The organism is Roseomonas sp. OT10 (assembly GCF_020991085.1).
Classification (GTDB): Bacteria; Pseudomonadota; Alphaproteobacteria; order Acetobacterales; family Acetobacteraceae; genus Roseomonas; species Roseomonas cutis.
Genome location: NZ_CP087719.1, coordinates 4,400,232 through 4,418,735 on the forward strand (window position 1 = coordinate 4,400,232; position 18,504 = coordinate 4,418,735).

The 18,504-nt window shown below is 74.9% G+C and carries 16 protein-coding genes; 3 read left to right on the forward strand and 13 right to left on the reverse strand.

Annotation, left to right across the window (positions count from 1 at the left end; all coding sequences use genetic code 11):
• Positions 1 to 71: 71 nt before the first annotated feature.
• Entirely contained in the window at positions 72 to 914 is an 843-nt protein-coding gene (locus tag LPC08_RS20030; protein ID WP_230449996.1) for an NAD-dependent epimerase/dehydratase family protein, read from the reverse strand.
• 121 nt (positions 915 to 1,035) lie between these two features.
• Here LPC08_RS20030 and LPC08_RS20035 point away from each other — a divergent pair, with 121 nt between their 5' ends.
• Positions 1,036 to 2,001 (forward strand): aldose 1-epimerase, encoded by a 966-nt coding sequence (locus LPC08_RS20035; RefSeq protein ID WP_230449997.1) that lies wholly within the window; start codon positions 1,036 to 1,038, stop codon positions 1,999 to 2,001.
• Here the strand turns inward: LPC08_RS20035 and LPC08_RS20040 are convergent.
• From LPC08_RS20040 to LPC08_RS20050, 3 genes are read right to left on the reverse strand one after another with little or no spacing between them, the layout of a single operon-like run.
• On the reverse strand, positions 1,970 to 3,097 hold the full coding sequence (locus LPC08_RS20040; protein ID WP_230449998.1) for a mandelate racemase/muconate lactonizing enzyme family protein: 1,128 nt from the start codon (positions 3,095 to 3,097) through the stop codon (positions 1,970 to 1,972). The genes LPC08_RS20035 and LPC08_RS20040 overlap by 32 nt on opposite strands.
• Positions 3,098 to 3,102: 5 nt before the next feature.
• Entirely contained in the window at positions 3,103 to 3,564 is a 462-nt protein-coding gene (locus LPC08_RS20045; RefSeq protein ID WP_230449999.1) for a nuclear transport factor 2 family protein, read from the reverse strand.
• 5 nt (positions 3,565 to 3,569) lie between these two features.
• Complete coding sequence (locus LPC08_RS20050) at positions 3,570 to 4,355, reverse strand: RraA family protein (RefSeq protein ID WP_230450000.1); 786 nt, start codon at positions 4,353 to 4,355, stop codon at positions 3,570 to 3,572.
• A gap of 147 nt (positions 4,356 to 4,502) precedes the next feature.
• Here LPC08_RS20050 and LPC08_RS20055 point away from each other — a divergent pair, with 147 nt between their 5' ends.
• Entirely contained in the window at positions 4,503 to 6,167 is a 1,665-nt protein-coding gene (locus LPC08_RS20055; RefSeq protein WP_230450001.1) for an IclR family transcriptional regulator domain-containing protein, read from the forward strand.
• A 369-nt stretch (positions 6,168 to 6,536) separates the two neighbouring features.
• On the opposite strand, the gene LPC08_RS20060 is transcribed toward LPC08_RS20055, so the two are convergent.
• The 9 genes from LPC08_RS20060 to LPC08_RS20100 all read right to left on the reverse strand — a co-directional run bounded on the left by LPC08_RS20060 (position 6,537) and on the right by LPC08_RS20100 (position 16,144).
• Positions 6,537 to 7,460: a flagellar biosynthesis protein FlhF gene (locus LPC08_RS20060; RefSeq protein WP_230450002.1), complete on the reverse strand. Its 924-nt coding sequence runs from the start codon at positions 7,458 to 7,460 to the stop codon at positions 6,537 to 6,539.
• 29 nt (positions 7,461 to 7,489) lie between these two features.
• Entirely contained in the window at positions 7,490 to 9,559 is a 2,070-nt protein-coding gene (gene flhA / locus LPC08_RS20065; RefSeq protein ID WP_230450003.1) for a flagellar biosynthesis protein FlhA, read from the reverse strand.
• Between the two features lie 2 nt (positions 9,560 to 9,561).
• Positions 9,562 to 10,941 carry a sigma-54 interaction domain-containing protein gene (locus tag LPC08_RS20070; protein ID WP_230450004.1) on the reverse strand — a complete coding sequence of 460 codons (1,380 nt, stop codon included), beginning with the start codon at positions 10,939 to 10,941 and terminating at the stop codon, positions 9,562 to 9,564.
• A gap of 1 nt (position 10,942) precedes the next feature.
• On the reverse strand, positions 10,943 to 11,248 hold the full coding sequence (gene fliN, locus LPC08_RS20075; protein ID WP_230453123.1) for a flagellar motor switch protein FliN: 306 nt from the start codon (positions 11,246 to 11,248) through the stop codon (positions 10,943 to 10,945).
• A gap of 14 nt (positions 11,249 to 11,262) precedes the next feature.
• Positions 11,263 to 11,931 carry a FliH/SctL family protein gene (locus tag LPC08_RS20080; protein WP_230450005.1) on the reverse strand — a complete coding sequence of 223 codons (669 nt, stop codon included), beginning with the start codon at positions 11,929 to 11,931 and terminating at the stop codon, positions 11,263 to 11,265.
• 1 nt (position 11,932) lies between these two features.
• Complete coding sequence (fliG, locus tag LPC08_RS20085; protein WP_230450006.1) at positions 11,933 to 12,928, reverse strand: flagellar motor switch protein FliG; 996 nt, start codon at positions 12,926 to 12,928, stop codon at positions 11,933 to 11,935.
• The gene (gene fliF, locus LPC08_RS20090; RefSeq protein ID WP_230450007.1) at positions 12,925 to 14,532 is read right to left on the reverse strand and encodes a flagellar basal-body MS-ring/collar protein FliF; all 1,608 of its coding nucleotides are present in this window, start codon (positions 14,530 to 14,532) and stop codon (positions 12,925 to 12,927) included. Before fliF ends, fliG begins: the two co-directional genes overlap by 4 nt.
• A 484-nt stretch (positions 14,533 to 15,016) precedes the next feature.
• The gene (locus tag LPC08_RS20095; protein ID WP_230450008.1) at positions 15,017 to 15,682 is read right to left on the reverse strand and encodes a flagellar hook assembly protein FlgD; all 666 of its coding nucleotides are present in this window, start codon (positions 15,680 to 15,682) and stop codon (positions 15,017 to 15,019) included.
• A 15-nt stretch (positions 15,683 to 15,697) separates the two neighbouring features.
• Positions 15,698 to 16,144: a flagellar hook-length control protein FliK gene (locus tag LPC08_RS20100; protein ID WP_230450009.1), complete on the reverse strand. Its 447-nt coding sequence runs from the start codon at positions 16,142 to 16,144 to the stop codon at positions 15,698 to 15,700.
• Positions 16,145 to 17,182: 1,038 nt separating this feature from the next.
• Between LPC08_RS20100 and flgE the strand changes: the two genes are divergently transcribed.
• The gene (gene flgE / locus LPC08_RS20105; RefSeq protein WP_230450010.1) at positions 17,183 to 18,496 is read left to right on the forward strand and encodes a flagellar hook protein FlgE; all 1,314 of its coding nucleotides are present in this window, start codon (positions 17,183 to 17,185) and stop codon (positions 18,494 to 18,496) included.
• The last annotated feature ends 8 nt before the right edge of the window (positions 18,497 to 18,504 follow it).

Genomic DNA, 18,504 nt, shown 5'->3' on the forward strand with positions numbered 1-18,504 from the left:
CGCAACCCGGTCCTCGCGTCGCTGTGCGGCCTGCTGCACCGGCGCCGCCAGCTCGGCCGTGAGGGCGTCCGTCACCACTCCCGCAACCGGGCCGGGTCGCCGACGAACCCCGCCTCGGCGAAGGTCCCTCCCTGCGCGACCTCCCCCGCCGGCAGGGGGACGGCGGGCGGCGGGTCGCGGGCGAGGATCGCCGCAGCATGGTCCTCCGCGCGGTCGAGGGGGCGGTAGCCCAGGGCCTCCGCCACGCCGTTGTCGTAGAAGCTGCGCGCATTGTCGGAGACGCCGTAGACCGCGGCGAAGCGCAGGCCCGGATGGGTGACGCCGATGCGCACGAGTTGCGCCAGGTCGCGCGGGCTGATCCAGATGGACAGGCGGCGGCGGTCCAACGGCGCCGGCTCGGCCGAGCCGATGCGGATGGCCAGGACGCGCATCCCGTACTTGTCGGCGAAGAAGGCGCCCAGCAGCTCGCCGAAGGCCTTGCCCACGCCGTAGCGGCTGTCGGGCCGCAGCGTGACGTCGCTGCCGACCCGCCGGTCGCGCGGGTAGAAGCCGACGGCGTGGTTGCTGCTGGCATAGACCACCCGCTCCACCCCGGCGGCGCGGGCAGCCTCGAACAGGTTGGCGCAACCCGCCACGCTGTCGGCGATCTGCTCCGGCCAGGGCGCGTCGGTGGTGCAGCCGGCGAGGTGCAGCACAGCGCCGCAGCCGGCCATGGCCGCGCGCAGCGCCTCCGGGTCGGAGAGGTCGGCCGACACGGCCTCCTCATCCGCCTCCAGGTCCTCGACGGGTTGCCGGTCGAGCAGCCGCAGCCGCATCCCCGCGGTGCGCAGGTGCGGCCGGATCAGGGTCGCGACCCGTCCGGCCCCGCCGGTGATCAGCAGGCGCGCCGCTTCCGGCATCGCACGTTCCTCCATGGCTTCGCCCTACCCTTCGCGCAGGCGCGCGGTCGTTCCAAGGGCGCCGCCGCCCGGGTGTCGCGGGCCGGCCCGCAGTGTGGGACGGCGGGGGCCGTCCACCCCTCCCCAGCCGGGCCCGATGCTGCCATGGCTTCGCCCCGGCATCGGCGGTGCTGGGGAGAGGAACGGGATGGTGGCGCGGATCGTGGAGCTGGCGGCGGGACCTGCGCGGCTGCGCCTGGCGCCGGAGCTGGGCGGGCGCATCACCGCCCTGGCGCTGGCCGCCGGGGGCGAGGGTCCGGCGCTGGCCATCCTCCACCCCTTCCCGGAGGGGACGACGCCCGGGGCGCTGCTGCACTGGCCCAAGGGCGGGATCTATCCGCTGATCCCCTACGGCAACCGCATCCGGGACGCCCGGCTGCGGCTGCCGGACGGAGAACGTCGCCTGCGGTCGCATCCGGACGCGGCGCCGCACACGCTGCACGGCCACGCCCATCGCGTGCCCTGGTCGCTGGAGCGGTGCGATCCCACCACGGCGGTGCTGGCGCTGTCGCATCCGGGGGACGAGGAATGGCCGTGGCGCTTCGTCGCCCGCCAGTCGGTCACGCTGCGCCCGGATGGCGTGACCATCGCCCTGGCCGTGACCCATGCGGACGGGATGGCGATGCCGGCGGGGATCGGGCTGCACCCCTATCTCCGCCACGCGGCGGAGGATCGGCTGGCCTTCCGTGCCGCGACCGACTGGCCGACCACGCCGGAGGTCCTGGCCGGGCACCCCGTCCCGTCGGACGGGGCCTTCGCGGCCCCGCGCCCCTTGCCGGCGGGCGGCCTGACCCTCTACCGCGGCGGCTGGGACGGACGCTGCACCGTCACGGGGGCGGCGGGGGTGCTGGAGCTGCGGGCGGATTCCGTCTTCGGCCACCTCGTCGTGCACCGGCCGGCCGATCCCGCCTATCTGTGCCTGGAGCCGTGCAGCCACGCGCCGGACGGCTTCAACCTGGCGCAGGACGGCGTGCCGGGGGCGGGGCGGGTGCTGCTCGCCCCCGGGGAGACGCTGGCGGGCGAGGTCTCCCTCACCCTGCGGCCGAGGACCAGCGCGCCGTGACGTGGCGCTCGAACACGGCGGGGTCGGGGGCGAAGCCGATCCCCGGGCCGGTGGGGATGGCCACCATGCCGTCGCGCGGCAGCGGGGTGCCGAGGCCGGGGTAGCCCTCCGGCTCGACGTAGAGCACCTCCAGCAGCGGCTCCCCGGGCGCCACCGCGAGGAGTTGCAGCGTCGCGAAGTAGCCGGGCCCGAAATAGGGCGAATGCGGCATGCAGGTGAGGCCCGCCCGCTCCGCCGCCTCCAGCACCGCCAGGAACTCGGTGACGCCGCCGAGCTTGGTCACGGAGGGCTGCGGGAAGGTCACGGCCCCGGCCGCGATCATCTGCGCGAACTGCCAGCGGGTGCAGGCATTCTCCCCCGCCGCGACGGCGACCGGGCCGGCGGCGCGCAGGGCGGCGAGGCCCGTGGCATCCTCCGGCGGGAAGACCGGCTCCTCCAGCCAGGTGATCCCCTGCGCCGCCAGGAAGGGCAGGCGGGCGCGCGCCTCCGCCACCGTCCAGGCGCAGTTCACGTCCACGGTCAGGTGGGTGCCCGGCCCGGCGCCGCTCCGGCCGGCGGCGATCGTGGCTTCCGTCACCTCGTGCAGCTTGACCGAGCGGTAGCCCTCCGCCACGGCGCACGCCGCGAAGCGCTCCACCAGCGCCGGGTCGCCGTAGCGCACGAGGCTGGCATAGGCTGCCACCGCCTCCCGCCGCCGCGGGCCGAGGAGGGCGGCCAGCGGCACGCCCGCCACCCGCGCCTTCAGATCCCACAGCGCGATGTCCGCGCCGGAGAGGGCGAACAGCGTGATGCCGTAGCGGCCGAAGAGGTGCAGCTTGCGTTGCAGCATCTCCGTCACCGCCGGCGGGTCGGCCGCGTCCTGGCCGAGCAGCAGCGGCGCCACCATCTCGCGCACCGCCGCCGAGACGGCGCCGCGGCAGGCATAGGAGAAGGCCTCGCCCCAGCCCTGCCGCCCCGCCTCGTCGGTGAGGCGCAGCAGCACCGTCTCGAAGCGGTCCCAGCGGTCGGGCGTCAACCCCAGCCCCGCGCCGCCATCGGCGAAGGGGATGGTCAACTCGAAGAGCTCGACCGTCGCGATGCGGCTTCCCTGCGCCATCGCCGTCAGCCCGGCGAGAGGTGGTAGCCGCGGCCGCGGTAGTCGAAGCCGTGCAGCTCGTCGATCGCCACGCCCTTCTGCGCGGGGGCGGCGTAGTAGGCGCGGATCTCGCTGATCAGGCCGCTTTCCGGGTCGAAGCGGTACCACTCGTCGCCGCGCAGGGCGGTGCCCTGACTGGTCTTCCAGTGCGTCCACTCGATCACCGCCTCGGGCACGCCGGAGGGGGAGCCGTCGGCGTTGACCGCTTCGCCGACCAGCACGCGCTCGATGGTCCAGCGGCTGCCCAGGGTCTCCACGCACCAGACCCAGCCCTTGGCGATGGCCTCCGCCCCGCGCCAGGGCGTACCGGGCAGGCCGGGCGGGAAGTAGTGCACGGCCTCCGGCGTGAAGCAGGCCACCAGCGCGTCGTAATCGCCCGCGTTGCAGGCGTCGAAGTAGCGGCGGATCATCGCCTCGTAGCGGGTCATCCCCATCACTCCGCCACCAGGGCGGGGGCGCGGATGACCGGCGCGTCCTCGGGGCGGGAGCCGGCCGCCTGCCAGGCCGCGAAGTCGGCGCGGGTCTGCGGCGTCGGCGGATAGACGCCCCACAGCGCATCCCCCGCCTGGATGCGCAGCGCCAGGTACTTCTCCAGCGGGTCGCGCCGCTCGCAGGCCTCCAGCACCTGCAGGGCGACGTGGCGCGGGATGACGGTGATGCCGTCCCTCTCGCCATGGATGATGTCGCCCGGATAGACGGCGACGCCGGCGCAGGCGATCGGCACGTCCAGGTCGGCGACGTGGTGGTACGACAGCCGGGTGGAGGCGACGACCTCGCGAGAGTAGGCGGGCAGGTCCATCGCCGCGATCTCCGCGCCGTCGCGGAAGGAACCGTCCGTCACCACCCCGGCCACGCCGCGCTTCTGCATGCGGGTCAGCAGCATGTTGCCCATCGAGGCGGCGCGCGGGTCGTTGCGGCTGTCGATCACCAGCACCTGGTGCGGCCGCGTCGCCTCGACGCCAACCCATTGCAGGTTGTCGTCGTTCGGCGTGGGCGTCAGCGTGGCGTAGGTCTCCACATCCTCGCGCGCCGGGATCATGCGCATGGTGGCGGCCTCGCCCGCGAAGGGCCTCACCGCCGGGTTCAGCGGCTTCAGCCCGACCAGGAAGCATTGCCGGAACCCCAGCCGGAACAGCTCCGTCGTGATCGAGCCGCTGCTGCACCGCGCGAGGCGGGCCAGGTGGTCAGGCGTGACGACGACGTCGCTCTTGGCGGACATGGCGTGACCTCCTCGGGTGGGATGCGGCGGCGCAGGCCGGCCGCGCCGTCCGGGCATCAGGAACCTGGTATCGGGATCGGATGGAAGCCGGACACCGGTCAACGGCGCGCCTTGTTCCCCGCCCGCCGGCCACGCTAGCTGTCCCACATGGTGGACCAACGGGCCGGACCGGATCGACCGGGCGCGGCGCGCCCCGACGGGGCAGCCCTGCTCGGCAAGGCCTGCGACGTGCTGGAGGCGGTGGCGGCCGCCCCCGGCGGCATCGCTCAGAGGGAGCTGGCGGCACGGCTCGGCCTGTCCCGGACCACGCTCTACCGCATCCTCGGCGTGCTGGTGGCGCGGGGCCTGCTGCGCCAGGACCCGTCGCGACGGGTCTACGGCATCGGCTTCCGGCTGATGGAGATGGCCCAGGGGATGGGACAGGGCCTGTGGTCCGCCCCCGACCTGCCCGCCCTGGCGGCGCCGGAGCTGCGCCAGCTCCGCGACGCCACGGGCGAGACGGCCTATATTGCGGTGCTGGAAGGGCGGGAGGTGGTGGGCCTCGGCAAGTTCGAGGGGCCGCACGAGGTCCGCTCCGCGGCGCGGCTGGGCCAGCGTAAGCCGCTGCACTGCACCAGCCAGGGCAAGGCCATCCTCGCCTTCCTGCCGGAGGCGGAGCGCGACGCGCTGTTGCGCCGCCAGCCCCTGGCCTCCCTCACCCCGCATACCATCACGGATCGCCGCCGCCTGGCGGCCGCGCTCCGTATCATCCGCGCCCGCGGCTTCGCCACGGACGACGAGGAGATCGTCGAAGGCGTGCGCTGCGTCGGCGCACCCGTGCTGGACCCGGAGGGGCGGGTGGCCGGGGCGGTGAGCATCGCCGGCCCCGCCTGGCGCATGACGCGGGAGCGGCTGGACCTGCTGGGGCCGGAGGTCGCCGCCGCCGGTCGCCGGATCGGCGCCCAGCTTCGCGCCGCCGCCCCCGCCCTGGCGGCGGGCGCCTTGGCACGGCCGGTCTCGGCCGGTCCGGCCTTCCGGGGCCTCGCGCCGCGCTGGTCGGCGGAGGCAGGGGTGCTCTGGTGGTGCGACGCGCTGGCGCCCGAGCTGCGTTGCCTGCTTCCAGGCGGCACCGACCGTCACGTGACCCGGGCCGAGGTCCCGATCCGCGCCCTGGCACTGGCGACGGGCGGCGATGCCCTGGTGGTGGATGTCCGGGGCCTGGTGACGCGAGCGAGCCCGGACGGGACGACGCAGGCCCTGGCACCGTTGCCCGCCGCGCCCTTCGCCCTGCGCGCCGGCCCCGGCGGCGAGGCCTGGGCCGCCATGGCCGGCCCGGACGGGGGCAGCGTCATCGGCCCGCTCTCCTTGACCGGCCTGGCCCGGGTGGCGTGGCGCCTGCCGGGCGAGGTGACGGCCCTCGCCTGGGCGCAAGACGGCGCGGCCCTGTTCGCGGCCACCCCGGCGCTGGGCACCGTCCACCGGCTGGAGCCGGGGCGGTCCGCCCCGCTGCTGCTGGCACGCCTGCCGCCCGGGAGCGGCCGCCCCGCCGGCCTCGCGGTGGATGCCGAGGGCGGCGTGTGGACCGCGCTCAGCGACGGCTGGGGCGTCGCACGCCTCGGTCCGGAGGGCGAGGTCGACCGGCTGCTGCCCCTGCCGGTGCCGCGCCCCACCGATCTCTGCTTCGGCGGGCCGGGGCTGGAAACGCTCTTCGTCGCCACTGCCCGGGACGGCGTGCCGATCGACACGCTGGCCATCGCGCCGCTGTCCGGCCGGCTGCTGGCGCTGGATGCCGGGGTGCGCGGCCTGGGCGACGCGGCGATGGGCTGGCCATGACAGGGCCGCTCGCCGGAGCGGCATGACTTTTCCCGGAGACAGCGGAGAACGCCCGGGCCGCGCCCCGCAAGCGTCGCCGCCGCTTCCTGCGCCCCGCGGCGCCCGAGCGGGTCACGCCGCGAAACGTGCGGCGATGTTCTCCGGCGCCCCCTGCCACGCGCGGCGCGGCGTGGGGCTGGCCCTGGCCGCGTGTGCGCATGATGGTGCGGCGCCCGTCCCTGCGCCTGGCGGACATGCTCGCGACGCTGTGGCGCTGGCGGTGAAGAGCGTGGCCGTGAGGGGCGGGGCTGTTCCGGCTCTGCGTTGAAGGAACGCAGGCCGCGATGCCTTTGGCCTCGAGGGCAGCGTGGAAGCGGGAGAGCGCGGTGCTCACGCGGCGGCATCGTGCCGGGTATCGGCGGACGTGCCGGGACAGAGCCGCTCCGCCAGCCAGTCCGGGGTCAGGGGCGTCAGCCCCTCGGTCACGCCGGGCCCGGTCCCGGCCTCGGCCAGCAGCAGCGCGCCGGCCTCCGCCGCGGCCAGGACGGAGCCGAGGCGGCGGGCGACGTCCAGCCGGGTCGGCACCATGCGGCGGGCGCCCAGCGCGGCGAAGGCGCGTGCAAGCTCCGCCGCCTCCTGCACGTCGAGCCCCGCCGGCAGCACCAGCACGGGCTCGGCCCCCGTCTCCTGCAGCAGGGCCAGGAGCCCCGCGGCCTGGGCCGTGTCGAACGGATCGCAGCCGGCGGTGTCCAGCAGGGCGAGCTGCCCCGGCCGGCGCCCGGCCAGGCTGCGGGCCGCCTGCCCGGGCGAGGCCACGGCCTCCAGCGTCACCCCCAGCAACCGGGTGAAGGCCGCCAGCTGCTCCACCGCCCCGGCACGGGTGGAATCGGCGGTCACCACCAGGGGGACGCCGCCGGACAGCACGTCGCGGGTGGCGAGCTTGGCGCAGGTCAGCGTCTTGCCCGCGCCGGGCGGGCCCATCAGGGCCAGGACCGGCCCGCCCCCATCAGGCAGCGGGGCGAAGGTGAAGCAGGCGGCCAGGGCCGGAGCCAACGGCCCTTGCAGCCGGGCCGCCAGGGCGGGGGGCAGGTTGTGCCGGGCCAGGGACAATCGCGGCCGCAGGAGCTGCGGCGCCCCCGGGTCCGGCGCGCCGGGCGCGGCGGGAGGCAGTTCCTCCGCCTCCAGCGCAGCGGTGACCTCCACGCCCCCCGCCACCCGGCGGTTGTCCAGGATCACCACATCGGCGCCCAGCTCGGCGCGGAGCTGGGCCATGGCCTGGGCCATGCTGGGGGCGTGGAAGACGCGCAGGCGCATGGGGCGACCCTACCCTCCGCTGCTGACGGTCACAGCACGCCCACGGTGCGGATGCGCGCGCGGGGATGGATCTCCGACTGCGCCAGCACCGCGGTCGAGGGGCGGAAACGCTCCACGATGGCGCGGACATGCGCCCGCACATGGCCGCTGCAGACCAGCACCGGCGCCTCTCCGGCGGCCGCGGCCCGGTCGAAGGCATCGCGCACGCGCTGCATGAACTCCTGCAGGCGGGACGGCGCCATGGCGAGCTGCCGCTCCTCACCTTGCCCCATCAGCGCCTCCGCGAAGGATTGCTCCCACTCGGCGGAGAGGGTGATCATCGGGACATAGCCCTGCGGCCCGCGCGCGGCATCGCTGATCTGGCGCGCGAGCCGCGCGCGGACCACGCCGACCATGCCGGGGATGGAGCGCAGCCCGGCGGACAGCGCCTCCTGCATCCCTTCCAGGATGGTGGGCAGGTCGCGGATCGAGACGCGCTCGGCCAGCAGCGCCTGCAGCACCCGCTGCACCGTGCCGAGGCTGGCCTGGGCCGGGATCAGGTCGGACACCAGCTTCTGGTGCTCGCGCGGCAGGTCGTCGATCAGCTTCTGCGTCTCGGCGTGGGAGAGCAGCTCCGCCACGTTCTCCCGCACCAGCTCCGTCAGGTGCGTCGCCAGCACCCCCGCCGCATCCACCACGGTGCAGCCCATGGCCAGCGCCTGCTCGCGCAGCGACTCCTCGATCCACATCGCCGGCAGGCCGAAGGTCGGCTCCTGGCAGCTCTCCCCTGGCAGCGGCGGCAACTGGCCGGAAGGGTCGATCGCCAGGTGCATCGGCGGGCGCAGCTGGCCGCGCCCGGCCTCGATCTCCTTCACGCGGATCACGTACTGGTCCGCCGGCAGGGCGAGGTTGTCCTGCAGCCGGACGCTGGGCAGGACGAAGCCCATCTCCTGCGCCACGGTGCGGCGCAGGTTGCGGATCTGCTCGGTCAGCTGCGGCGCCTCGCCGGAGGCGAGCGGCAGCAGCCCGTAGCCCAGCTCCAGCCGCAGCTGGTCGATCCTGAGGGATTCCGATACGGGTGGCTCGGCCGGCGGCGGGGGTGGCACCGCGGCCGCCTCGGCCTCGCGCTCCAGCTGGCCCTTGCGCAGCCAGGCGAGCCCGCCCGCCGCGCCGCCGAGCGCGAGAAAGGGCAGCATGGGCATCCCTGGCAACAGCGCCAGCCCGGCCGTGGCCCCGGCCACCAGCGCCAGCGGCTTCACCCCGCCGCCGAGCTGGCCGACCAGCGCCTGGTCCGCCGTACCCTCCGTGTTGCCCTTGGTCACCACGATGCCGGCGGCGACCGAGACCAGCAGCGCCGGAATCTGCGACACCAGCCCGTCGCCCACCGTCAGCACGGAGAAGGTGGCGACCGCCTCGCCGAAAGGCAGCCCGTGCCGCCCGACCCCGATAGCGATGCCGCCCAGCAGGTTGATCGCCGTGGTGATCAGCCCCGCGATCGCGTCGCCGCGCACGAACTTCGCCGCGCCGTCCATGGCGCCGTAGAAGCCGCTCTCCGCCTCCAGCTCCTTGCGCCGCCGCTTCGCCTCCGCCTCGTCGATGATGCCGGCGGACAGGTCGGCATCGATCGCCATCTGCTTGCCGGGCATGGCATCCAGGCTGAAGCGCGCCGCCACCTCCGCGATGCGTCCCGAACCCTTGGTGACGACCATGAAGTTCACGACCAGCAGGATGGCGAAGACGATCAGCCCCACCAGCACGTCGCCGCCCATCAGGAAGCTGCCGAAGGCGGAGACCACGGCGCCCGCGGCCTGCGGCCCCTCGTGCCCGTGCGTCAGGATGCCGCGCGTGGTCGCGACGTTGAGCGCGAGGCGCAGCAGCGTGGTCAGCAGCAGCAGCGTCGGGAAGGAGGTGAAGTCCAGCGGGCGGTTGAGGAACAGCGCCGTCATCAGCACCAGCACGCTGAGCGTGATGGAGACGGCGAGCCCGGCATCCAGCAGCGCCGGCGGCAGCGGCACCACCATCACCGCGATCAGCAGCACCACGCCCAGGGCCAGGCCGACGTCGCTGCCCGGATTCAGCGCCGCAAGGTTCCGCGGCAGGCGGAGTGTGAGGGCGTTCATGCTCAGAAGGCCGGCAAGGCGGGAATCGGCTGCTGCCCGGGCGCCATGGGGACCTCGAGGCCGCAGGCACGGTACTCATGCAGCTTGTTGCGCAGGGTGCGGATGGAGATGCCCAGGATCTCCGCCGCCCGCGTCCGGTTGCCCAGGCAGTGGCCCAGCGTCTCCAGGATCAGGTCGCGCTCGACATCCTCCATCCGCCGGCCAACCAGCGCCGTGACGCCGGAGCCCGCGCGCGGCGCGGGCAGGGCGGTGCCGGCCTCCGGCTGGGCGAGGGGCGGCGGCTCGGCCGCGTCCAGCTCGATCGCCTCGCCGTCGATCTCCGGACCCGTCGCCAGCAGCACGGCGCGGTGCACCGCGTTCTCCAGCTCCCGCACGTTGCCGGGCCAGGGGTGGGACAGCAGCAGCGCCCGCGCCCGGGGCGAGAAGCCGCGGCGCGGCAGGCCGTTCGCCTCCGCGTAGCGGCGGGCATAATGCTCGGCGATCGGCAGGATGTCGTCCGGCCGCTCGCGCAGCGCCGGCAGCCGCAGCGACACGACGCGCAGGCGGAACAGCAGGTCCTCGCGGAAGCGCCCGGCCCGGACCTCGGCGGCCAGGTCGCGGTTGGTCGCGGCCAGGATGCGCACGTCCACCTTCACCGGCGCCGTGCCGCCGAGGCGATCCACCTCCCGCTCCTGCAGCACGCGCAGGATCTTGGCCTGGAGGCGGATGTCCATCTCGCCGATCTCATCGAGCAGCAGCGTGCCGCCCTCCGCCTGCTCGAACTTGCCGCGGCGCCGGTCCAGCGCGCCGGAGAAGGCACCCTTCTCGTGTCCGAACAGCTCGCTCTCCAGCAGCGTTTCCGGCAGGGCGGCGCAGTTGAGCGCGACGAAGGGGCCGGCGGCGCGGCGCGAGTGACGGTGGATGTGGCGCGCCAGCACCTCCTTGCCCGTGCCGCTCTCGCCCGTGATCAGGATGCTGGCCTCGGCGCGGGAGACCATCTCGGCGCGCGCCAGCACCGTGGCCATGGCAGGGTCGCGGTGTACGGGGGCGCCGTCGTCCCCCGCCGCGGCCTGCAGCATCGCCACGATCAGGTCGGGCTCCGCCGGCAGCGGCAGGAACTCCTTCGCCCCGGCACGGATCGCCCGCACCGCCGCCGCCGCATCCGCCTGCCGGCCGCAGGCCACCACGGGGCAGGCGATGCGCTCCGCCTCCAGCGACTGCACCAGCCAGCCGACGTCGTGCAGCACGTCGCAGAGGATCAGGTCGCAGCCCTCGGCCCGGGCGCGGTTCATGGCGGAGGAGACGCCATCCGCCTGGGCCAGCGTGGCCCCGCGCGCGGTCGCGACGCGCCCCGCCTGTCCCAGCTCGCCATCCAGGCTGCCGACGATCAGGAGCCGGGGCATCTCAGGCGCGGTCCGCCTTGACGATCTCGGTCATGGTCACGCCCAGGCGGTTGTCGTCGACCATCACCACCTCGCCGCGCGCGACGAGGCGGTTGTTGACGTAGATGTCCACCGCCTCCCCCAGCTTGCGGTCCAGCTCCACCACGGCACCGCGGCCGAGCTTCAGCAGCTGGCTCACCTGCATCGTCGCGCGCCCCAGCACGGCGCTGACCTGCACGGGGATGTCGTAGACAGCCTCCAGCCCCGCCGCGCTGCTGGGCAGCGACTGCGCGGCCAGGCGGTCCGCCGCCTCGTCCTGCGGGGCCATCTCGAAGCTGCCGCTCATCGGGGATCCTCCTCCGTCAGTCCCAGCGAGGCCAGCACCTCGCCGATGGCGGCTCGCCTTGCCGCCAGGTCCATTGCCAGCCCGCCGCCACGCCAGGCGATCCGGGCATCGCCCGGGGCCAGGGCGGGATCGGCGGCGACCGCCAGGCCGGTGCCGTCCAGCCGCCGCCGCGCGGCCTCGAGAACCTCCGGCGGCACCAGCACGGTGGCGCCCTCCGGCACCTCCAGCACGGGGCCGAGATGCTCCATCAGGCGATCCAGCAGGTCCGGTGCGGCGCGGGCGGCCGCGCCGGGCAGGGCGGCGTCGACCAGCCGCAGCAACAGCACCGCCAGCTCCCGCGTCCGCGCCTCCGAGGCGGCCCGCTCCTCCCGCAGCATGGCCTCCAGCTGCGGCAGCAACGCGGCCAGCGCCCCGTCCAGACGCGCGGCCTGGGAGGCCAGCGCCGCCTCCCACCCCGCCTGCTCGCCGGCCGCATAGCCGTCCGCCCGCGCGGCATCCCGCGCCGCGTCGAGCATCGCCGCGATCTCCTCCGGCCCCGGCCCCTCGGCGGGCGGCGGGGGCGGCGGCGCGTCCAGGTCCGGCAGGGCGAGGGCGCGCAGCATGGGCAGGGCGCGGGGCAGGTTGGCCCCGCCGATGGCCAGGCGGTGGCTGCGGAAGGACGACATGTCAGGCCACCATCTCGTCGTGCGAATCGCCCATCTGGATCTGGCCCTGCGCCGCCAGGTCCTTCGCCGTGCTGACGATGATCGCCTGCGCCTCGTCCACGTCGCGCAGGCGCACCGGGCCCAGCACCGCGATGTCGTCCTTCAGCATCTTCGCCGCGCGCTCCGAGAGGTTGCGGAAGAACAGGTCCTTCACCGCGTCGCTCGCCCCCTTCAGCGACAAGGCCAGCTTGTCCTTCTCGACGGAGCGCAGCAGCACCTGCACCGCTTGGCCGTCGAGGCGCTGCAGGTCCTCGAAGGTGAACATCAGGGCCCGGATCCGCTCTGCGCTCTCGCGGTTGCGCTCCTCCAGCGCGGACATGATCCGGCCTTCGGCGTTGCGGTCGAGGTTGTTGAAGATCTCCGCCATCATCTCGTGCGCGTCGCGCCGGTTGGCGCGGGCGAGATTGTGCATGAACTCGGCGCGCAGGGTGCGCTCCACCCCATCCAGCGCCTCCTTCTGAACGGTTTCCATGCGCAGCATCCGCATGACGACCTCCATCGCGAAGCCTTCGGGCAGCAGCGCCAGCACCCGCGCCGCATGGTCCGGCCGCACCTTGGACAGCACCACCGCGACCGTCTGCGGGTATTCGTTCTTCAGGAAGTTCGCGAGCACCGCCTCGGAGACATTGCCCAGCTTATCCCACATGGTGCGGCCGGCGGGGCCGCGGATCTCGTCCATGATCTGCGCCACCCGGTCCTTGGGCAGCGTCTTGAGCAGCATGCGCTCCGTCGTCTCGAAGGTGCCGACCAGGTTGCCGGCCACCCCCATCCTGTCCACGAACTCCTGGCAGATCTCGTCGATCCGGTTCGCCGGCACGGTGCCGAGCTGCGCCATGGCGAGGGAGATGTCGCGGATTTCGTCCTCGTGCATGCGCGCGAAGAGCCGCGAGGCCGTGTCCTCGCCCAGCGCCATGATGAAGGCGGCCGCCTTCTGGGGGCCGGTCAGGTTCGTGATCATCGCGCCTCCTCCGGCGACAGCCACCGCCGCACCACGCCCACCGCCTCGTCCGGGTGCTTCTCGACCAGCTCGGCGATGCGCGTGAGGGTGGAGGCGCGCATCTGCTCCTCCGCCTGCGCCAGCGCCTGGTTCTGCTCGGCCTCCGGCGTGCCGGGCAGGGCGGCCATGCCGGCGCCGGCCAGGGCCCCGGCCGCCTTCCCGGCCAGGGCGACGGTCGGCCTCAGCGTGGCGGAGAGCTGCCGCGTCAGCGGCCGGGCCACCAGCAGCACGGCCAGCAGCGCCACCAGGGCGAAGACGGCGCTCTCGGCCAGCCGCGCCAGGGTCGCCGGGCCGAAGGGCAGGCCGAGCCAGGACGGCTCCGCGGCGCCATCCGCCGCTGCCGCCGCAAAGCGCATCGAGACCACCTCGACCCGGTCGCCGCGGCGCTCATCCGCGCCCACGGCGCTGCGCACCAGCGCCGCGAGCCGCGCCAGCTCCTCCGCCGAGCGCTCGCGGAAGCGCGGTGCGCCGCCCTCCTGCGGCTCCCAGATCCCGTCGACCAGCACGGCGACGGACAGCCGCCGCAGCACCGGCTGCTCGCGCAGCGTCGAGCGGACGGTCTTGCCGATCTCGTAGTTGGTGGTCTCCTCCTGGCGGCTCTCCTGATTGCGCTCGCCGCCGCCATTCGCCTCCGCGCCGGGAAGCTGGTTGCCGACGGAGACGGGACCGCCCTCGGCGCTGCGCGACTGTTCCTGGCTGCTCTGCACGCTGCGGGCGACCTGGTTCTCCGGGTCGAAGCGCTCCTCCGTGGTCTGGACCCGATCGGCGTCCATCTCCACCGTCGCCTCGGCGCGCACCCGCCCGACGCCCAGGCTGCGCTCCAGCAGCTCCTCCACGCCGCGCGCCAACCGCATCTCCTGCGCGCGCTTCACCTCGTCCAGCGTCGCCGCGGCCGCGGGGCCGGAGAGCGGCTGTCCGCCGCGCGCCAGCAGCTCGCCCCGGCTGTCCACGATCGACACCGCCTGCGGCTTCAGCCCCGGGACGGCGGTGGCGACGAGGTGCAGCACGGCCTGCACCCCCTCCCGGTCCAGCCGCTGTGCGCCCTGCATGGTCAGCACCACGCTGGCCTGCGCCTCCGCCGTGCGGCGGGAGAAGGCTTCCCGCTGCGGCAGGACGAGGTGGACCCGGGCGTTGCGCACGCCGGAGAGGCCCCGGATGGTGCGCGCCAGCTCCCCTTCCAGGGCCCGCAGGCGGTTCACGTCCTGCTGGAAGGGGGTGGTCGTCAGGCTCTCGCCGCGGTCGAAGATTTCCCAGCCCACGGCGCCGCCCGCCGGCAGCCCCTCCCGCGCCAGGCCCAGGCGCAGGCGCGGCACCTGCTCCTCCGGCACCTGGATGGCGCTGCCGCCGGCGGAGAGGCGGTAGGGCACGCGCTGCCGCTCCAGCGACTGCACCACGGCGCCCGCGTCGCGCGGATCGAGATCGGCGTAGAGCAGGGCCATGGGCGGGCTGCCGGCCCGCAGCGCCAGGAAGCCGATGCCTCCCAGCAGCAGCAGCGCCACCAAACCCAATGCCCCGAGCCGCAGTGGCCCAAGCGCGCGGAGCTGGGCGATCAACGGCCCTGGCATGTCGTCCCCTGGCGTCGATCCAGCCCGCCCCGCGACGCACGAACCCCAGCAGGCAGCATTCGCACCTCTCCGCCCCGGCCTCCTGCCGGCCCGGCAAGTCTTGCCGAGTCCGGGTTAACGGCGCGTTTCGCGGACGCTGCGTCGCATCATGTGGTGGGGGCGGCACGTCAGGCCGGCTCGCCGCGATCGCCATGCCGGTGGCATGGGCGAGCCCTGCTTCCCGCCCGGACTCCGCTCGCCGGGAGGTCCACGACCTCCGGCGGACACCGGCGCCCCGCTCCCGGACGGGCGCTTCTCGCTCCCAAGCCCCGCCCGTCCGCGTGTCGCTCGGGCTCAGCCCGAAGCCGATGCCCTGCCACGCGGAAGCAGCCCGTGACGAAGGGGGCATCGGGCATCGACGCGCCTTCCTCCGGAGGTCCGCGCCGCGCCGGGAATGCGACGGCCGGCCAGCCGGCGAGAGGCGCCGATGCGCGCCGAGCCGGCGTCAGTTGCTGCCCGAGACGGAGCGCACCTTGTCGAAGTCATAGGCGGCACTGCCCAGCATCAGCTTCAGCGTGCCGTTCTGGCGTTCCATCGCCGTGGCGGTGCCGATCACCGTCCAGGACAGCGGCGCGGCCTCGCCGGTGCGTGCCGTGCCGTTGACGGCGACGGTGTAGGCGCCATCGGCCAAGGTGTTGCCGTTCGCGTCCTTGCCGTCCCAGCTCCAGGTGGAGGCGGCGGCGCCGAGAGGCACGTCCACCTCGCGCAGGACCCGGCTGCCGCTGCGGATGGTCACGTGCGCCTGCGCCGCCTCGCCGGCGGCCGGCAGGCCGATGCGGCCGACCCCATCCTGCAGCGCGATGCGATCGCCCTCCACCTGCACCGTCCGGCCCATCAGGGGCGCGGCGGCGGTGAGCTGCGCCGCCTGGTCCAGGGCGATCATCTTCTCCAGGTTGCCGTTCATCGCGATCTGCTGCTCGACCGAGGCGAACTGCACGAGCTGCGCGGTCATCTGGTTGGTGTCGAGCGGATCGGTCGGCGACTGGTTCTTCAGCTGCGTCGTCAGCAGCGTCAGGAAGGTGTCGAAGTTCGCCGAGAGCACCGGCTTGCCGGCCGTCGCGGCCGCGGCGCTGGTCGTGCTGGCGGCGGCAGTCGCCGCGGTCGTGGCCATGGGAAGCCTCCTTCGTCAGATGGCGATGTCGAGCAGGCCGCGCAGGGCGCGCGGCGGCAAGGCGGCCGCGGGGATGCCGGCCCCGGGGGCGCCGGGGCCGCGGGCGGCGCGCCCCTGGCCCCGCCCCCGATCGCCAGCCCCTGTCTCCGCACCGGACCCGAAGAGGGAGAAGCTCAGGCTCAGCCCCCCCTGCGGCGCCAGCCCGGCCTGGGAGAGGGCGCGATCCAGTTCGCGCTGGTCGCGCTGCAGCAGGGCCAGGGTTTCGGGGCGCTCGGCCGCGATCTGCACCGCCGCCTGTTCCTTCGTACGGTCGATGCTGATCTCCACCCGCCCCAGCTCCGCCGGCTCCAGTACCATCTCGATCCGCGCCTCCGTGCCGGCGCCGATGGAGAGGCCGACGACCACCGGCGCCACCTGGGCGGCCGGCGGCGGCGCGCTCCGCGACAGGGCAGCGGCCGGCACGGGGGCGGCGGGGGCGCCCGGCGGCGGGGCAGGTACCGTCGCGGGGGCAGGAGGAAGCACGTCCACCGGCGTCCCGGGCTCCGCGGCGGAGGGCGCGGCGCCGGGAGGCTCGAGGACGGCCGGACGGTTCGCCGACCCGCCCTGCGTGTGGGATGCCGCGGCCTTCGGCTCCGCGGCGGGCACGGGCTCGCCGGCGATGCCGGCCGGTCCCGCGTCCCGCGGCGGGGCGGGGGCGGCCTCCGCGGCGGCTGCCGGCGGGGCGTTCCCAGGGGCCCGGGCGGCGGCGGCTGCACCGCGCGATGCGCCCACCCGGGGTGCCGGCTCGGGCGCCTCCGGCGGCGCCTGGCCGATCGCGGGCATGAGCTGCGCGTCCGGGGGGGCGGCGCCCGCCACAGGCAGGGCGGGCGCCGGTGCCGGGCCTGCCGGCGGCGCGGCCCAGTCCCAACGGGGCGGGACGGCCTCCGGCCCGGCGTCGCGTCCCGGCGATGGGGCAGGCCTGTCCTCCTCCGCCGCCGCTGCCGCGGGCGGGGCCGCAGCGGCGTCCTCCACCGAACCGGCCATCCCGGCGGCGGCGGCAAGCGTGGCCTCGCCATCGCCGGGCTCCAGGGGAAGACCCCCCTCCCCGGTCCCGGTGGGTGGCGCCGCGGCGCGCTCGGCCGCCGCCTCCCCCGGCGCCGCCGGGGTCCGGCCCGGCCCTGGCGGGGCGCCCTGCGCAGCCTGCAGCAGGTCGATGAAGCCCCGGGCGGCCCCCCCGGGGGGCATGGGCCGCCCCGCGGCCGGCGGCGGCACGGCGCCGCGGCCCGGGGTGGCACGCACATCCTGCATCGGCGCTCCTTCCGACCAACCGCGCCGCCTCGGGCAAGCGCCCTGCCAGCCTGCCGCGGGGGGCGAGCGGCACGGCCTGCCGGGCGCGGCGCCGTCAGGCGGCATTTCCTGCCGGCAACGGGCAGGGCCGTCCGGCCGAAGCCACCCGATCCGCTGGCACGGCGGTTGCGCCTGGGGCGGCGTCCCTCACGACCCCGGCAAGGAGCCGCCCCGATGTCGCTCTACGGATCGCTGTCCACGGCCATCAGCGGCCTCAACGCCCAGTCCCGCGCCCTCGGCAACGTCGCCGACAACGTCGCGAACAGCCAGACCGTCGGCTACAAGCGCGTGGACACCAGCTTCACCAGCTACATCACCAGCTCCAGCCGCAGCAGCCACCTGCCCGGCTCCGTGGTGGCGCGTCCGGACTATGCCAACTCGGCGCAGGGCACGGTCCAGACCTCCGACAACCCCCTCTCCATGGCCATCGCCGGACAGGGCTTCTTTCCTGTCTCGCAATCCACCGGCACGACGGCGGACGGCCTGCCCAGCTTCGACGAGCGCGCCTTCTTCACCCGCGCCGGCGACTTCTCCATGGATCGCGACGGCTTCCTCGTGAACAGCCAGGGCTACTTCCTCGAGGGCTGGACCATGAACGCGGCCGGGGTGCCCGACCGCACACGCGTGGCGCCGCTGCGCATCGACCAGAGCGTCTTCAACCCCGTGCCGACCAGCAGCATCGACCTGGCCGCGAACCTGCCCGCGGATGCGGCGGTGGGCAACAGCGTCACCTCGCAGATCCAGGTCTATGACGGGCTGGGCAAGGTCCACACGGTGCAGATGAGCTACACGCGCACCGCCGAGAACGTCTGGCGCCTGGACATGTCCGCGCCGGACAACCAGCCCGCCGCCGCCCTCGGCAGCGTGGAGCTGCGCTTCGGCGTCGCCGCCACGCCCGCCGCCGCGAACGGCACGCTGGGGCAGATCGTCGACCTCGACCCGACGGACGGGCTGACCGGCGCGGCGGCCGTGGCCGGCGACCCGGCGGAGCTGAGCTTCGGCGCCAATTTCGGCCAGGGGGGGCAGCCCATCACCCTCAACCTCGGCACCTTCGGGCGGGCAGCCGGGCTGACGCAGTTCTCCGGCGACCAGTACGAGGTGCGCAGCCTCGGCCAGAACGGCGTGCCGCTCGGCTCCTTCTCCTCCGTCTCGGTCCAGGACAACGGCGACGTCTCGGTGAACTACGACAACGGCCAGTCCCGCATCGTCGCGCGCGTGCCGGTCGCCACCTTCTCTGACCCCGACAAGCTGCAGCGCGTGGACGGGCAGGCCTTCCTGCGCACCGTGGAAAGCGGCGAGGCCCGCATCTCCGACGTCAACAGCAGCGGCGCCGGCAAGCTGGTGAGCAGCGCGGTCGAGAGCTCCAATGTCGACGTCGCCTCGGAGTTCTCGAAGCTGATCCTGGCGCAGCGCGCCTACACCGCGAACACGCGCATCGTCACCACCACCGACGAGATGCTGCAGGACGTGCTGAACATGCGGCGTTGACGTCGCGT

Coding starts and splice junctions, on each gene's coding strand:
- LPC08_RS20030 (WP_230449996.1), bottom strand. CDS start 914: ATGGAGGAACGTGCGATGCCGGAAGCGGCGCGCCTGCTGATCACCGGC.
- LPC08_RS20035 (WP_230449997.1), top strand. CDS start 1,036: ATGCTGCCATGGCTTCGCCCCGGCATCGGCGGTGCTGGGGAGAGGAAC.
- LPC08_RS20040 (WP_230449998.1), bottom strand. CDS start 3,097: ATGGCGCAGGGAAGCCGCATCGCGACGGTCGAGCTCTTCGAGTTGACC.
- LPC08_RS20045 (WP_230449999.1), bottom strand. CDS start 3,564: ATGACCCGCTACGAGGCGATGATCCGCCGCTACTTCGACGCCTGCAAC.
- LPC08_RS20050 (WP_230450000.1), bottom strand. CDS start 4,355: ATGTCCGCCAAGAGCGACGTCGTCGTCACGCCTGACCACCTGGCCCGC.
- LPC08_RS20055 (WP_230450001.1), top strand. CDS start 4,503: ATGGTGGACCAACGGGCCGGACCGGATCGACCGGGCGCGGCGCGCCCC.
- LPC08_RS20060 (WP_230450002.1), bottom strand. CDS start 7,460: ATGCGCCTGCGCGTCTTCCACGCCCCCAGCATGGCCCAGGCCATGGCC.
- flhA (WP_230450003.1), bottom strand. CDS start 9,559: ATGAACGCCCTCACACTCCGCCTGCCGCGGAACCTTGCGGCGCTGAAT.
- LPC08_RS20070 (WP_230450004.1), bottom strand. CDS start 10,941: ATGCCCCGGCTCCTGATCGTCGGCAGCCTGGATGGCGAGCTGGGACAG.
- fliN (WP_230453123.1), bottom strand. CDS start 11,248: ATGGCCCCGCAGGACGAGGCGGCGGACCGCCTGGCCGCGCAGTCGCTG.
- LPC08_RS20080 (WP_230450005.1), bottom strand. CDS start 11,931: ATGTCGTCCTTCCGCAGCCACCGCCTGGCCATCGGCGGGGCCAACCTG.
- fliG (WP_230450006.1), bottom strand. CDS start 12,928: ATGATCACGAACCTGACCGGCCCCCAGAAGGCGGCCGCCTTCATCATG.
- fliF (WP_230450007.1), bottom strand. CDS start 14,532: ATGCCAGGGCCGTTGATCGCCCAGCTCCGCGCGCTTGGGCCACTGCGG.
- LPC08_RS20095 (WP_230450008.1), bottom strand. CDS start 15,682: ATGGCCACGACCGCGGCGACTGCCGCCGCCAGCACGACCAGCGCCGCG.
- flgE (WP_230450010.1), top strand. CDS start 17,183: ATGTCGCTCTACGGATCGCTGTCCACGGCCATCAGCGGCCTCAACGCC.